Annotated in this window: 10 protein-coding genes and 2 riboswitches; of the genes, 1 reads left to right on the forward strand and 9 read right to left on the reverse strand. The window is 64.3% G+C overall.

Annotated features, from left to right (window positions below; all coding sequences use genetic code 11):
- Positions 1 to 47: 47 nt before the first annotated feature.
- Positions 48 to 1,217: an RtcB family protein gene (locus AC4D2M_RS07325; protein ID WP_490890980.1), complete on the forward strand. Its 1,170-nt coding sequence runs from the start codon at positions 48 to 50 to the stop codon at positions 1,215 to 1,217.
- On the opposite strand, the gene AC4D2M_RS07330 is transcribed toward AC4D2M_RS07325, so the two are convergent.
- The 9 genes from AC4D2M_RS07330 to AC4D2M_RS07370 form a co-directional block, all read right to left on the reverse strand.
- Positions 1,214 to 3,853: an excinuclease ABC subunit UvrA gene (locus tag AC4D2M_RS07330; protein WP_490890981.1), complete on the reverse strand. Its 2,640-nt coding sequence runs from the start codon at positions 3,851 to 3,853 to the stop codon at positions 1,214 to 1,216. The genes AC4D2M_RS07325 and AC4D2M_RS07330 overlap by 4 nt on opposite strands.
- 76 nt (positions 3,854 to 3,929) lie before the next feature.
- Positions 3,930 to 4,691, reverse strand: coding sequence for a methylenetetrahydrofolate reductase (locus AC4D2M_RS07335; RefSeq protein WP_490890982.1), 762 nt, complete (start codon positions 4,689 to 4,691; stop codon positions 3,930 to 3,932).
- On the reverse strand, positions 4,692 to 6,065 hold the full coding sequence (locus AC4D2M_RS07340) for an L-serine ammonia-lyase (RefSeq protein WP_490890983.1): 1,374 nt from the start codon (positions 6,063 to 6,065) through the stop codon (positions 4,692 to 4,694).
- Positions 6,062 to 7,174: a glycine cleavage system aminomethyltransferase GcvT gene (gene gcvT / locus AC4D2M_RS07345; RefSeq protein ID WP_490890984.1), complete on the reverse strand. Its 1,113-nt coding sequence runs from the start codon at positions 7,172 to 7,174 to the stop codon at positions 6,062 to 6,064. Before gcvT ends, AC4D2M_RS07340 begins: the two co-directional genes overlap by 4 nt.
- 10 nt (positions 7,175 to 7,184) lie before the next feature.
- A complete protein-coding gene (gene gcvP / locus AC4D2M_RS07350) occupies positions 7,185 to 10,055 on the reverse strand; it encodes an aminomethyl-transferring glycine dehydrogenase (protein ID WP_490890985.1) in 2,871 nt (956 codons plus the stop codon).
- 51 nt (positions 10,056 to 10,106) lie between these two features.
- Positions 10,107 to 10,210: riboswitch (glycine riboswitch) on the reverse strand.
- A 1-nt stretch (position 10,211) separates the two neighbouring features.
- Positions 10,212 to 10,313, reverse strand: a riboswitch (glycine riboswitch).
- Between the two features lie 79 nt (positions 10,314 to 10,392).
- Positions 10,393 to 11,466 (reverse strand): FAD-dependent oxidoreductase, encoded by a 1,074-nt coding sequence (locus AC4D2M_RS07355; RefSeq protein ID WP_490890986.1) that lies wholly within the window; start codon positions 11,464 to 11,466, stop codon positions 10,393 to 10,395.
- Positions 11,467 to 11,528: 62 nt separating this feature from the next.
- Positions 11,529 to 12,974, reverse strand: a complete 1,446-nt coding sequence (locus AC4D2M_RS07360) for a phytoene desaturase family protein (RefSeq protein ID WP_490890987.1) — start codon at positions 12,972 to 12,974, stop codon at positions 11,529 to 11,531.
- 2 nt (positions 12,975 to 12,976) lie between these two features.
- Positions 12,977 to 14,071 (reverse strand): lipid II:glycine glycyltransferase FemX, encoded by a 1,095-nt coding sequence (locus AC4D2M_RS07365; RefSeq protein ID WP_490890989.1) that lies wholly within the window; start codon positions 14,069 to 14,071, stop codon positions 12,977 to 12,979.
- Positions 14,068 to 15,537: a glycosyltransferase family 87 protein gene (locus AC4D2M_RS07370; RefSeq protein WP_490890990.1), complete on the reverse strand. Its 1,470-nt coding sequence runs from the start codon at positions 15,535 to 15,537 to the stop codon at positions 14,068 to 14,070. The genes AC4D2M_RS07365 and AC4D2M_RS07370 overlap by 4 nt, the downstream gene beginning before the upstream one ends.
- Positions 15,538 to 15,726 lie beyond the last annotated feature (189 nt).

Raw genomic sequence — 15,726 nt, forward strand, 5'->3', positions numbered from 1 at the left:
AAAAGTTGGTTGATGCGCCCGTATCTGTGCAGGAGGATGAGACGACCATGGAAAAGGTCAGCCCCACCTACATAAACTTCGCGAGCATTCTGGATCCCAGGACGCGCGAGCAGAATCTGAAGACCGCGTCGATGCCGTTCATTTATCCACATCTCGCGAGCATGCCTGACGCCCACCTGGGCAAGGGGGCTGCGGTCGGTTCCGTCATCCCCACCCTGGGCGCCATCATCCCGGCGGCGGTGGGCGTGGATATTGGCTGCGGGATGATCGCCGTGCGCACCCAGCACAGGGCCGGTGACCTGCAGAGGCTGGACCGCAAGACTCTTCGCCAGTCGATCGAGCGGGCGATTCCCCTCTCGGCCGGGCACAGCAACAAGAAAATCCTCGAGTCGGCGGAGCCACGCGTCGAGCGGCTGGCACGGGATGCTGACAACGCAGGGTTCGATCCGTCGTCGTACTCGAAACAGTGGGCGCTGCAACTGGGATCACTCGGATCCGGCAATCACTTCATCGAGGTGAGCCTCGATGAGAACGACGACGTGTGGCTCTTCCTCCACAGCGGATCACGCGGTGTGGGGAACCGGATCGCGCAGCATCACATCCGTGTGGCTCTGGATCTGTGCGACAAACGCCGCATCGCCCTTCCGGACAACGACCTCGCCTACCTCAACGAAGGTGATGACGAGTTCGAGAAATACATCCGCGAGCTGCGATGGGCTCAGGACTTCGCCCTGCTCAACCGGAAGGAGATGATGGACCGCGTGATCGGGTGCTTCGCCCGGTGGACGGGCGACGAGGTGCAGGAACTGGAACGCATCAACTGTCACCACAACTACACCGCCCAGGAAACCCACTACGGCAAACAGGTCTGGCTCAGCCGCAAGGGTGCGATCGACGCCTCCCCCGGCCGGCCGGGGCTCATCCCGGGGTCAATGGGGACGGCGTCCTACGTGGTCGAGGGGCTGGGCTACCCGCCGTCGCTGAACTCCGCTCCACACGGTGCGGGCCGGGAGTACAGCAGAACCGCCGCGCGGCGCACCTTCACCCGCGACGAACTGAGGCGGACAATGCGCGGCATCGAGTACCGCGACACCGACGCCTTCATCGATGAAATCCCGGCAGCCTACAAGGACATCGACGTCGTGATGGAAGACGCGCGCGACCTGGTCCGCATCCGGCACACGCTGCGCCAGATCGTAAACGTCAAGGGCGACTAGCTTGAAGCATCGGCGAGGGAGGCTTGAGCTCCAAGCCGGCGAGCAGCGGCGAGGTAGGGCGCCGTCCGGCTCTCGTTGGAGCGCGCAACTTCGGCAGGGGTGCCGACGGCGATGATCTGTCCGCCGCCGTCGCCACCGGCGGGACCCAGATCGATCACCCAGTCAGCGGAGGCCACGACATCCATCTTGTGTTCAACCACGATCACTGTGTTGCCGGCATCGACCAACCCGTGCAGCTGCGCCATTAGAAGCTTGACGTCGGCCGGGTGTAGCCCCGTCGTCGGCTCATCCAGCACGTACAGGGTATGGCCACGGTGGGCGCGCTGCATTTCGGTGGCCAGCTTGATGCGCTGGGCCTCGCCCCCGGAGAGTTCGGTGGCGGGCTGGCCGAGCCGGAGGTAGCCAAGGCCCACTTCCAGCAACGTTTGGAGGCTGCGCGCTGCTGCAGGTACGTCGGAGAGGAACTCTGCGGCGGCGCTCACCGTCATTCCCAAAACATCAGCGACATTCCGTCCGCGGTACTCAACTTCAAGAGTTTCGGGGTTGAACCGCGAACCATGACACTCAGGGCAAGGCCCATAACTGCCGGGCAAAAACAGCAGTTCCACCGCTACGAAGCCTTCCCCCTGGCAGGTCTCGCAGCGGCCGCCTGCCACATTGAAGGAGAACCGTCCGGCGCCGAAGCCCCGGGACCGGGCTTCGTCCGTGGCGGCGAACTCCTTGCGGACGGAGTCGAAGAGTCCGGTGTAGGTTGCGAGGTTGGAGCGCGGAGTTCGGCCGATCGGCTTCTGGTCGACTTTCACCAGCCGGTCAAGCTGGTTCAGCCCGGGAAAGGACCCCACGCTCAGTGCTCCGGCCTGGGAGGCGGCGGTGCCATCCTGGATTTCCGGGATCGGCTCTTCCGGCGCCTCGCTCCTAGGGTGCAGCCGTTCACTGACGACCTCGGCAAGAACCTGGCTGACCAGAGTTGATTTGCCTGAGCCGGATACGCCGGTGACTGCCGTCAGCACACCCAGAGGGAAGTCCACATCGAGCCTGCGCAGGTTATGCCGGCTGATATCCCTTATTTCGAGCCAACCGGCGGCTTCCCTGCCGGAACCGCCACGGGCATCTTTGCTGCCATCATCCTCGATGTTTGAATTGCCGCTGTCCGGCCCGCCGGAATGCTCTGGAAACAGGAAAGGCCTCGTAACCGAAGCGGCAACCTCGCGGAGACCGTCCACCGGTCCGCTGTAGAGCACCTCTCCTCCACCCTCACCGGCGCGCGGTCCCACGTCCACTATCCAGTCCGCGCGATGCACCACGTCCATGTTGTGTTCCACGACGAACACCGAATTGCCGGACACCCTGAGTTGGTCCAGCACTGCGAGGAGAGGTTCGGCGTCGGCTGGGTGTAGCCCAGCCGAGGGTTCGTCGAGCACGTAAATCACACCGAACAGCCCGGACCGAAGTTGAGTGGCGATCCGGAGTCGCTGCATTTCACCCGGGGACAGCGTGGGTGTGGATCGCCCAAGGGCGAGGTAACCCAGCCCCAGGTCCAGGAGCACGGTGATCCGAAGCAGTAGATCCCTGGTCAGGGCAACGGCCACCTCATCATTCTCGCCTGAAGTCCGCCCGCGCGAGGCGGTCCCGGGTGACGTGAGTTCTGCGGTGGGCCGGATGATTTCGGCCAGATCGTTCAACGGTAGGGCGTTGAATTCGGCGATGGTCTTACCGGCGAACGTCACGGCGATGGCTTCGGGCCTCAGCCCGCTGCCACCGCAGCGTGAGCATGGGCCAGTATGCATGAACTGCAACACCCGGTTACGCATGGCGGTACTTTTTGAGTCGGCCAGGGTGTGCAGAACGTAGCTCCGGGCGCTCCAGAACCGTCCCTTGTACGGCTTGGCAACGCGGTCGCGCTGGGGCGTTACTTCCACCACGGGCTGCTCTTCGGTGAAAAGAATCCAGTCCCGGTCCTTTTTCGGCAGCTTCTGCCACGAAGTTTCGACGTCGTAGCCGAGGTGCGTGAGGATGTCACGCAGGTTCTTGCCCTGCCAGGCGCCCGGCCATGCGGCGATGGCTCCATCGCGGATGCTGAGGGAGGGATCCGGTACCAGGGAGTCCTCACTGACGGTGTGCGCTATGCCCAGGCCATGGCACTCCCGGCAGGCGCCTGCCGCGGTGTTCGGGGAAAAGGCATCCGAATCAAGTTGCTCGGCGCCCTCCGGGTAACTGCCGGCGCGGGAAAAGAGCATACGCACGGAGTTCGACAGGGTGGTGACCGTGCCGACAGTGGAGCGGCTGCTCTGCGCGCCGCGTCGCTGTTGAAGGGCTACGGCTGGAGGCAGACCGGTAATCTGTTCCACTTTGGGGTTGTGCCCCTGCTGAATGAGCCGGCGGGCGTACGGTGCCACCGATTCGAAATAGCGTCGCTGGGCTTCGGCATAGATGGTCCCGAAGGCCAGCGAGGATTTGCCCGAGCCGGATACTCCGGTGAACGCCACGATCGCATCACGCGGGACGTCCACATCCACGTTGCGCAGGTTGTTTTCACGAGCGCCCCGAACACGCACAAAGCCATCAGTGAGATGAGTGGAATCAGGCGCCGGCAGGATGTGCTCCGGGAGATCGGAAGCATGCTGTTGATGTTGCATTACTCCGACCCTATCGCCGGACAGGATTTCGGCCACCATTCCGAGAAGGAGTGCGACTCGGTCTGAGCCGCAACAGTTAGCGGCCCTCGATCCCTCGGAAGTCGTTGAAGCTGTAGATATGCATCCCGGCGAATGCGTTGGTTTTCTCTATGGAGCGCACCAACCGCGAAGGATCGTACGACGACGGCGCCAGCATCGTGCGCAGCAGCGTACCGCTGCGCCTGGCGAACTTGAGCGATGGGCCCACGCCGATGCGTCCGGCGAGCGAGACGAGGCGGGTGCGCCGGACCCTCCCGGGGACACCGGCCCACACGGGCACCGTCAAGCCGTGGGACCTCAGCCGGGTGACGTAGTCGCCAAGCACCTGCCCGGAGAAGCACATCTGCGTGACTGCCCAACCACCGAGTTGCTGCTTCTTCAGCAGCAGCTCTGTGAGCTCGGGTTCAGGAACGGTGGGATGGCCTTCGGGGTAGGCGGCGAAGCCCGTCTCAAACCCGCCGATGTCGGCAATATCCTCCATGAGCGGCAGGCTCCAGGCGTACGGCCCTTCTGCCTCGCGGGCATCCCCGGCGATCACGAAAATATCGCGCACGCCGGCATCGGCGAGACGCGAAGTGAATTCCGCGAGTTGCTGCCTGGAGCCAATCGATCGTGCGGCCAGATGCGGGATCGCGCGGTACCCGAGCCCGGCAAGCTCAACCGAGACCTCCACCGTCTTCGCCGCGCCGTGGTGCGGAAGGCACGTCACGGCTACCGTGGCCGGCGGGGCAAGATGGCGTTGCAGCCGGACGACGACGTCGCCGCCCGGCACGATCTCAACCCGGCTCGGGAAGCCCACTCAGCATTCCACGACGTTCAAGGCAAGCCCGCCCCGGGCCGTTTCCTTGTACTTGTCCATCATGTCCGCGCCGGTCTCGCGCATCGTCTTGATCGCGGCGTCGAGCGAGACGAAGTGCTGCCCGTCGCCGCGGACGGCCATCCGGGCGGCCGTGATCGCTTTGATGGCTCCCACCGCATTGCGCTCGATGCACGGAATCTGGACCAGACCGCCGACGGGGTCGCAGGTCAAACCCAGATTGTGTTCAATGCCGATCTCCGCGGCGTTCTCCACCTGTTCAGGAGTACCGCCCAGCACCTCGGCCAGCCCGGCGGCCGCCATTGCGCAGGCGGAGCCCACTTCGCCCTGGCAGCCTACTTCGGCTCCGGAGATCGATGCATTCTTCTTGAACAGGGCACCGACGGCAGTGGCGGCAAGCAGGAAACGGATGACGCCGTCGTCGTCGGCTCCTGGAACAAAGTCCGTGTAGTACTTCAGGACGGCCGGGATGATGCCGGCCGCACCGTTGGTGGGAGCCGTGACCACCCGACCACCGGCTGCGTTCTCCTCGTTCACCGCGAGCGCGAACAGCGTCACCCATTCCATGGTGCTCAGGTGGTCGTCGGGGTCTGCTTCCTTGCGGAGCAGTTCGAGCTGCCGGGCAGCGCGGCGACGGACATGCAGTCCGCCGGGAAGGATGCCGCTGTTGGTGGATCCGCGCCGGATGGTGTCCTGCATGACGTCCCAGATTTCGAGGAGGCCGGTGCGAACCTCCTCCTCAGACCGGACTGCCAGTTCATTCGCAAGCACTATCTCCGAGAAGGACTTTCCGGTGCCGGCCGCAATCCCGAGCAGCTGCTCGCCCGACTCGAACGCATAGGGAACAGCGACGGCGGGGCCACCGGAGAGGTCCGCGCCGATCTGGTCCTGATCCAGCACGAATCCGCCGCCCACCGAGTAGTATTCCCGCGCACAGACGAGTATTCCATCAGCGTTATATGTCGAGAAGCGCATACCATTCGTATGGTAATCGAGCCTCTGTTTGCGGTGCAGGATCAGGTCCTCCGTGACATCGAAGGCGACCTCGTGCGTCCCGGCCAGTCGGAGGACCTTGGACTCACCGATCTCCTCGACGCGCGGTTCGGCGCGTTCCGGATCGGTGAGGTGCGGCTGCTCACCCTCGAGGCCGAGGATCACGGCCTTGACGGTACCGTGCCCATGACCGGTCACGCCGAGCGAACCGAACAACTCCGCCTCGACCCGGCTCACCTGTTCGAGCAGACCCTGCTCGGAGAGTATCCGGGTGAACAGGTACGCGGCTGTCATCGGTCCGCCGGTGTGCGAACTTGACGGACCTATTCCGATCTTGAACAGGTCGAAGGCGCTGATTGTCATGATCGGCCCGGACGCTTGTAGAACGGCAGTCCGACCACGGTGAACCCCTCAGGGCGGCCCCGCAGATCGACCTGGAGTTCGGTGCCGGGTTCGCTCAGCTCCGTCTCGACGTACGCGAGCGCAACCGGGTACCCGAGGGTTGGGCTTGGGAGGCCGGACGTGACGGTACCGACGGTCCGTCCGTCCCGGACGACGTCGTAACCGGCGCGGGCTGATCGCCGTCCCGCACCGCGCAAGCCGACAAGCTTCCGGGCAGGGGCCTCCCCCTTGAGCGGCTCAAGCGCCGAGCGGCCCACGAAGTCCCCGGTCTTCTTCAGGCTCACCACACCCCCCAGACCGGCTTGGAAGGGATTGGTGTCCAGGCCAAGCTCGTGTCCGTAGAGCGGCATACCCGCTTCGAGGCGTAGCGAATCCCTGGAGGCCAGGCCGCACGGCGCCAGGCCGTGTTCTGCACCGGCCTCGGTTGCGGCCTTCCACAGCTGCACGGCCTGGCCGTTCTCGATGAAGAGTTCGAAACCGTCCTCTCCGGTGTAGCCCGTGCGGGCCAGGAGAACGGACTGCCCGGCGAGGTCCACGTGGACAGCCGAGTAGTACTTCAGCGAGGTGATGGCCTCCCGGTCCGTGCCACCGCTCATCCCCAGCAGGATCGCCTCGGCGTTCGGTCCCTGGACCGCAATGAGCGCCGTGTCCTGGGACTGGTCCTCGACCTTTACAGTGAAGTTCCCGGCACGCCGCTGAAGTTCAGCGGCGACGGTGTCGGAATTCGAGGCGTTGGGAACCACCAGGAAACGGTCCCCGGCGAGGCGGTAGATGATGAGGTCATCGATCACTCCACCGTCTTCGTTGCAGATGAGGGAGTACTTCGCCTTGCCTACCGCCGTTGATGCGAGGTCGCTCACGAGCGCGTAGTTGAGGAAGTCCGCTGCCTGCGGTCCGCTGACCATCACCTCCCCCATGTGGGATAGGTCGAAAATACCGGCCGCCCGGCGGACGGTGTGGTGCTCCTCCAGCTCGCTGCGGTACTTCAGGGGCATCTGCCACCCGCCGAAGTCGGTGAAGGCGGCGCCGAGTTCCTGGTGCTCCGCATAGAGCGCTGTCTGCTTTGTCATGGCGGCTTCCTTAGGCGTTGACATCGGCTGTGGTGTCCTCGACGGATGCCGCGCTTTCCTCGAAGGCTTCAAGGGGAGGGCACGAACACACAAGATTCCGGTCTCCGTGCGCGCCGTCGATGCGGCGAACCGGCGGGAAATACTTGTCGTGGCGCAGCGTGCGCAGCGGGAAAGCCGCCAGTTCGCGGGAGTAGGCGAAGGACCACTCGTCGCTGATGAGTGCCTGGGCGGTGTGAGGAGCCTGGCGGAGCGGGCTATCCTCGAGTTGCCACTCACCGGAGCCGACACGGTCGATCTCGCTCTTGATGGCGATCATCGCGTCCACGAAACGGTCCAGTTCCCCGAGATCCTCCGACTCAGTGGGCTCAACCATCAGCGTGCCCGCAACCGGGAAGCTCAGGGTGGGAGCGTGGAAGCCGTAGTCGATGAGGCGCTTGGCGACGTCCTCAGCGGTAACCCCGGTCTTGGCCGTCAGTGCGCGAAGGTCCAGGATGCACTCGTGGGCGACGAGTCCGTTCTCGCCCGAGTAGAGCACCGGGAAGTGCTCGTTCAAGCGGGTGGCCACGTAATTGGCGGCCAGCAGCGCGGACTTGGTTGCCGCCGTCAGGCCCTCACTGCCCATCAGGGCGATGTACGCCCAGGAAATCGGCAGCACACCTGCTGAACCGAAGCGGGAGGCGGAAATGGGGACGCCAGTATGGATGTCGCTCTTCGACACATCATTCGCGTCTCCGGGCAGGAACGGCACGAGGTGCTGCGCCACCGCAACCGGGCCAACGCCTGGCCCGCCGCCGCCGTGCGGGATGCAGAAGGTCTTGTGAAGGTTCAGGTGGGAGACGTCGCCGCCGAACTCACCCGGCTTGGCGAGCCCAACGAGGGCATTGAGGTTGGCGCCGTCGATATAGACCTGGCCACCGGCCGCATGTACCTGGTCGCAGACCCAGCGCACGTCTTCCTCGAAGACGCCGTGCGTGGACGGGTAGGTGATCATGATCGCGGACAGCGAGTCACCGTTCGCCTCGATCTTGGCCTGCAGGTCGTCGTGGTCGATGTAACCGTTCTCGGCGGTCTTCACAACCACCACTTTCATGCCGGCGAGCACGGCCGACGCGGCATTGGTGCCGTGCGCTGAAGACGGGATGAGGCACACTTTGCGCGCCTCATCGCCGCGTGACAGGTGGTAGTTCCGGATTGCCAGGAGCCCGGCGAGTTCACCCTGCGACCCTGCGTTGGGCTGGATCGAAACCTTGGCATAGCCGGTGATTTCAGCGAGGCGGTCTTCAAGGTCGCCGATCAACTGGCGCCACCCCTCGGTCTGATGCTCAGGAGCAAACGGGTGGATGGTTGCAAACTCCGGCCAGGAGATCGGCTCCATCTCAACGGTGGCATTGAGTTTCATGGTGCAGGAGCCCAGCGGGATCATCGTGCGGTCCAACGCCAGGTCGCGGTCGGACAGGCTGCGCAGGTAACGCATCATCTGGGTCTCGGAGCGGTGCAGCGAGAAGACGGGGTGGGTCATGTACGACGACGAACGCTGCAGTTCGGCGGGAATCGTCGTCTCAACATCCGCTTCGTCCGGAAGGCCGGCGCCAAAAACCTCTGCGATCGTCTCAAGATGAGCGTCCGTGGTGGTTTCGTCGCAGGAAATGCCTACGTGATCCTCGTCGACCAGGCGCAGGTTGATGCCGCACTCTTCGGCCTTGCTGACGAGGTCCGCGGCCGCGCCGTCCGCCTTCACGAGGAGAGTGTCGAAGAACTGGCCGTGGACGATTCCGGGAAGAGCCGCGGCGAGCTTCGCGGCCTTGCCGTGGACGCGTTCAGCGATAGCCCTCAGTCCGTCCGGCCCGTGGTACACGCCGTACATGCTGGCCACGATCGCGAGCAGCGCCTGCGCGGTGCAGATATTCGACGTCGCCTTCTCACGGCGGATGTGCTGCTCACGGGTCTGCAGCGCAAGCCGGTAGGCGGGAGCGCCGTCTGAATCCTTTGACACACCGACCAGGCGGCCGGGAAGCATCCGCTCCAGCCCCTTGCGGACGGCCATGTACGCGGCGTGAGGTCCACCGAAGAACAGCGGCACACCGAAACGCTGGACGGAGCCGACGGCGATATCCGCGCCCTGCTCACCGGGCGGGGTGATCAGGGTCAGCGCCAGCAGGTCGGCCGCGACCGTGACCAGCGCTCCGGCGTCGTGCGCTTTGGCGATGAGGTCGGTGGAGTTGCGCAGGACGCCGGACGTGCCGGGCTGCTGGAGGACGACGCCGTTGATGTCGCCGTCGGGCAAACCGTTGGAAAGGTCAGCAATCTCGATGTCGAAACCGAGCGCTTCGGCGCGGCCCGTGACGACGGCGATGGTCTGGGGCAGGCAGTCGGCGTCCAGGACGGTGCGTCCCTTGTTCTTGCCGGAGCGTCGCATCAGCAGGACCGCTTCGGCCACGGCGGAAGCTTCGTCGAGCAGGGACGCGTTGGCAATCGGCAGTGCGGTGAGATCCTGGACCATCGTCTGGAAGTTCAGCAGTGCTTCCAGCCGGCCCTGGGAGATCTCCGGCTGGTACGGCGTGTAGGCGGTGTACCAGCCGGGAGATTCGAGGACGTTGCGGCGGATTACCGGGGGCGTAACGGTGTCGTAGTAGCCCTGACCGATCATCTGGACGGCGGTCTTGTTCTTCGCCGCGATGCTGCGCAGTTCTGCGAGAACCTCCGACTCGCTCAGCGCAGACGGAAGGTCGAGACCTTCTTCAATGCGGATGCTCTCCGGCACCGCTACGTCGACGAGCTTGTCCAGGCTTGGGTATCCGAGGACCTTGAGCATCCGCTCCGCGTCATTCGAGCGCGGACCGATGTGGCGGTCGGAGAAGGTTGATTCCGTCTGGTGGGTCATGGGAACTCCGTAGATCGGGTCCGCTCGGGGTGTGCGGACGATTATCGGGTTCCTCCCCACTCTGTATTGGACCTGAGAGATTTTGCGGACGAGACGCTCGCATTGCACCGTCGGTGAGCACAATCACGCTGTGGTTGTACTGCTTTCCAGAGTTGCCTTTCCGCTGCGGTGCTGGGCCTGAGAGATTCCTGGGGAGGGTTTGCTCCTACGGCGCCTGCCGGACGTGAGTCAACGGCAGAACTCTCCCGCTGCGGGTCATTGGCTGGTTATGGCTATTCAATTGTGTGATCGTGAGCAATCTTACTCTTCGGCAACGCACGCCGGAAATGGTTGGGCGTCAGCCCGCGAGCTCTTCCTGCTGATCCACGATTCTGAGCTGCCTCACTGCCTGAATCGCTGCCGCCCGTCCGGCCCTGGTGGCTCCGAGGGTTGATGCTGATGCGCCGTAGCCCACCAGCAGCACGCGATCATCCTTCAGGACCTTCACGCCGTCCATCCGGATGCCGCCCCCCGGCTCCCGTAGCTTCAGCGGTTTCAGGTGGTCGAGTGCGGCACGAAACCCGGTGGCCCACAGGATGGCGTCGGCTGCGACCGTCCTGCCGTCGGCGAGCTCTAGGCCGGTTTCTGTGATCCTCCTGAGCGGCCCCTCCGACCGGAGGATGCCTGCGTCAATGCCCGCCCTGTATTGGGGTGTCAGCGGAAGTCCGGTCACCGACACAACGCTCGACGGCGGAAGCCCGGCCTTGGTGTGCTCGTGCACCCTGCGCTCGACGTCGCGGCCCCACTCGGAGTCGAACGTCCGGTCGGTGAAGAGAGGTGGGCGGCGGGTCACCCAGGTGGTTCTCGCGCCGGCTTCGTGGAGCTGGAGAAGGAACTGGACGGCCGAAGTTCCCGCACCGACCACCACAACGCTCCTGTCGCGGAACTCCTCCGCGCTGACGAAGTCCTGGGTATGCAGCTGCCGTCCGCGGAACTGTTCCCGGCCTGGATAGTAGGGCCAGTACGGGCGGTCCCACGTGCCCGTGGCGTTGATGAGGAGGCGGGTCTCCCATGTTCCTGCGTCAGTGTGGACGGTGAGCGTTCCCGATGTTTCCTCGGTGACCTTTTCGACCCTGACTGGGCGGCGAACTCTGAGCTCGAACTCCCGCTCGTAGGAGCCGTAGTAGCGGGCAACAACGGACGAGGACGGCTCGGTCGGGTCAGGTGTGCCCAGTTCCATGGCGGGCAGATCATGAATGTTGTGCGCTGCGCCGAAGGTCAGTGAGTCCCAGCGGTGCCGCCACGCGCCACCGGGGCCCTCGTTCGCGTCGAGGACCAGGAAGTCACGTTCCGGTCGGAGACCCTGCCGCTGCAGGTGGTACGCCGCGGAAAGCCCGGCCTGCCCCGCACCAATGACTATTACTTGCAGCACCCGCGCATCTCCTTGCTTCCGTTCCTCGTGATGGAACGCGATTCGCGGTTCTGATGTTCCTTCTAGGAGGCCGGAGACAGATCCGGTACCGACAGACCGAACACATCCTTCAACGCCAGCTTCGCAGCGTGATACCCGCCCATGCCGTGAACGCCCGGCCCCGGCGGAGTGGACGCCGAGCACAGGTACAGACCCTTCGCAGGCATCCGCCACGGGTTCGGCCCGAACGTGGGACGCGCCAGCAATTGCGGGATGGTGACCGCACCGCCGCCGAAGTCTCCCCCCACGTAGTTGGCGTTGTACTGTTCCAGATCGGCCGCCGTCATTGTGTGTGAACGTACGACGACGTCACGGAAGCCGGGCGCGAAACGCTCGATCTGCCGCACTATGGCCTCGGTCATATCTTTCGTGGATCCGTTGGGTACATGACAGTACGTCCAGAGGATGTGCCGTCCGTGCGGGGCACGGGAGGAATCGAACAGTGAAGGCTGCGAGATCAGGACGTAGGGCTTGTCCGGATGCTGTCCCGCCGCCACTTCGGCTTCGGAAGCCGCTACTTCCGCCCGTGTACCACCCGCGTGGACAGTGCCCGCGGTCCGTACTTCCTCGTTCGCCCAGGGCACCGGCCCTGAGAGGATGAAGTCGACCTTGCAGGCTCCGCCGCCGTACCGGAAACCCTCCAGCGCCGAAAGGTATCCCGGAGGCAGACGATGGCCCGCAAGGCTTCCGACAGCGCTAGGGGAAACGTCGAGCAGGACTGCACGGGCGTCGTCGAACTCGGCGATCGACTCGATCCGGCGAGCAGTGTGGATCACTCCTCCGTGCGCCCGGATGTCCTCCGCCATGGCATTTGCCAGTGCCTGCGACCCTCCCAGTGGAATGGGCCATCCCACCGCGTGGGCCAACGCACCAAGGGTAAGTCCGGCACCGGCAGCAGCGAGGGTCGGCAATGGAGATACCGCGTGCGCGGCAACGCCGGTGAACAACGCTGCCGCCTCTTCCGTTGAAAAGCGCAGGTTCCACAGCGGCGAACCCTGCTCCAGGGTCCCCAGACCCAGCCGGGCCGCAGCCACAGGGCGGCGAGGGATACGAAGGAATTGGTTCAGCCCGGTGTCCACCACACCGTCAATATGTTGCACGAGCGGACGCATCAGTCGTCGCCAGGCTTGTCCGTCCTTGCCGAGACTCATAGCCGTGCGCCCGAAGTCCCGGTAGGCAAGGCCGGCCCGCCCGTCGTCGAGCGGGTTCGCATAGGACAGCTCAGGCACCGCGAACGGGACCCGCTCGGAGAGGCCGAACTCCCGGAAGAACGGCGAGGCCAACGCCATCGGGTGAACTGCAGAGCAGGTGTCATGGAGATGGTCCGGTTCGAGCAGCTCCATGGTGCGCGATCCGCCGCCGACAGTCTTCCCGGCCTCGAAAACCTCGACGCTCAGTCCTGCACGTGCCATCACGACGCCGGCCGCCAGCCCGTTGGGCCCGGCACCGACAATCGCGACGTCGGCCATGACTAGTTCCTGACCTCGGTGCGACCGGCCCGCAGCTTCGACAACCGCGCCGCCGCCCCCATCAGCAGCGCACGGCCCTTCGCCGGTGCCGTCCTGCGGAACGACAGCAATCCGGCCACTACCCGATACTTTCCGGGGTTCAGCGGGATGTCGTACGTGGTTGGGATGTCCACGACGTTCTTCGAGAAGTTCCGTTTGAACGTTGTCACGTTGACCAGTTGCGGGTAGTTCTCGCTGACGATCCCGGTGAGACCGCAGGCTGTGTTTCCCGCAGCCTTGAGCTGTTTGAACGCTTCCCACAGCAGCAGGTAGGGGGCGAAGGTCTTACGGGCATCGAGTGTGCTGCCCGCGAAGTAGTAAACCGAATACCCGCGGTACTCCGTGGTGATAAGCCAGCTCACCGCCCGGTTGTCCACGTAAGCCACCATGAGCCGGAGGTAGTCCCCCAGCTCCGAGAGGAGTTTTTCGTAGTAGTCGGTGCTGAAGCTTGAGAAGCCATCGCGTTCGGCTGTTTCCTGCAGGATGGGATAAAGGTCCTGACGGAAAACATCAACCCAATCGGCCCGTTCGATGGTTCGGACCTCTACGCCTGAGCGTTCCGCACGCCGGATGCTGTTGCGGGCGTTCGGCCGGAAGGACTTGAAGATGGCGTCCTCGCTGGGCGTCAGGTCCACGACGATCTCGCGCTCATACCAGCCATGCTCAATCGGACCATCAGCCGGAGGCTGGGGAGTCCTGACCTGCATCCGGACGTAGAGCGGATCCGCGCCCGGGTCTTCGGCGAATTGCTCCTGAACCGTCCGCATCAGGCGAAGTTCAGCGGCAGGTGAACGGTCGGCGAACCAGACGGGCCCATTGATTGCTACCAGCGATTCACGGAACTTTCGCCGCACCCGCAGGAGGCTCATCAACACAACGGGCGCGCCGCCGTCGTCGTAGTAGGCCCACAGGCCATAGGGCTCCCGGCCCAGGCTCCGCTCGAAAAGTGCCCACTGCGGCGTCTGCTCGAGGGGGATGATGACGTCGGGATGAGCCGACGCCAAGGCCTCGAAAGCTTCAGGCGTAAGGCGCTCGCTGCGGAAGACGGATTCTGTCACTGGGAGTCTTTCGGTGCGGGGATTTTCGGGCCCGGACGGGGCTCGCTCAAGCCTACCGGAGCGTAAGCCTTTCGATCAGGAGCGCCGTTGAAAGGACCGCCCGCAGGGTCATCGATGTCCAGACGCCGTACCGGATCATATGCCGGTTCAAGTACATGTTGTGCGACCCGGTAGAGGAGATAACCCGTGACTAACAGTCGAACCACGGTTGCGGCCACATAGTAGACGGCGTCGATGTTGTTCTCAACCACGCCCGCTGAAACCTCCCGGGCGACGAACATCCAGTACGCCCACCAGTGAAGGACTTCTACGAGCTGCCAGGTGAGAAATATTCTCCAATCGACATATGAAAGCGCCAGGAACGGCAGCAGCCACAGACTGAATTCCGGCCGGTAGTCCGGAACAACGAGCACCAGCGCCCCAATCAGGAGAAACACCACCTGCGGAAGCCTCGGCCGTCGAGGTGCCCGCAACACCAGCAGAACGATGAGCGCCGTCAGTATCCCGAAGCCGGTTAGCGCCGCAATCCCCGTTGCGTTGGGTGTGAGGCTCGGCAGGCCCGCCTGCTGTGCGATGAGGTTGTAACCGGCCCAGAGCGACGATGAAACCTCGAGGCGCGCCGGATCGTACTCCCACGGAAGGGCCATTCCCCGTCCCGGACCGAACGGAAGAACGGTGAGAACCCACACCGCGGCCAACGAACTACCCGTCATGAGCGCGGCGCGAAAACGGCCGGTGCGCAGGGCCAGCAGAATCACGGCACCGAAGACCAGGAGCACATGGATGCTGAACCCTGCGCCTAGCCCCAGCAGCACACCGGACACCACATAGCGCTGGTGCGCGAATCCCCATACGGCGAAGACACTGAGCAGAACGGACAGCAGGGCCCAGCTTGAGGTCACGGTCAGGACGGCGATCGGCGCCATAGCAACGATTGCCGCATCCCAGGGCCGCCGGCTGGCCAGCCGCATCGTCGCGACAACCGTTCCGATCCAGGCAGCTGCGATCAACACGGCATTGACATCGAAATACTGCACCACGGACTGCGTCTGGATTATCCCGGCTTCCGACGTCGGCACCAGGAACGCAACCAGGCCCGCGAACACTCCAACCAGCACCGGACCGTCAAAAATGGAACCCTCCGCAAAGGGGAAAAGCCCGCTTCCAAGGCCCTGGAACTGGAACGCTTCCGTCCAGTCGGAATAGCAGGCCCGATAGAACTGGACGGGCCGCACCCACCCGTCAACCCGGCAGGGAGCCTTGATCAGCACCGCGAGAACGGCAGCCGCCGTCGTCATGAGAATCAGAACCCGCTCCACGGTGAAAACCGCCGGGCGGACAATCCCTGGGGCAGCATGTCGGCCCAGCGGGCCTCCCACGACCTCAGTCAGATGCCTCAGCAAAGAGTCCTTGCGGGTGGGCACGGAGATGCTCGCGGGGCGGCGCGGGCTCTCTTCGTGCTCCATGTGTCGAAGCCTAGCGAAAGGGCACGACGGCGGTACCCCTCCTCTGCTGATGCGTCCGGGAATCGAACTTTCAGGGGAGTACAAGGAATGTGTGGGCAATAATGTGTGTTCCCATTAAGAAGTAGACTGTGTGAGCTGTGGATTTGGCCGTGGACATAAGGCGAACAGAGACCTCAGTCCGAGCGGTTA

It is taken from the genome of Arthrobacter sp. TJ-270 (assembly GCF_058269075.1).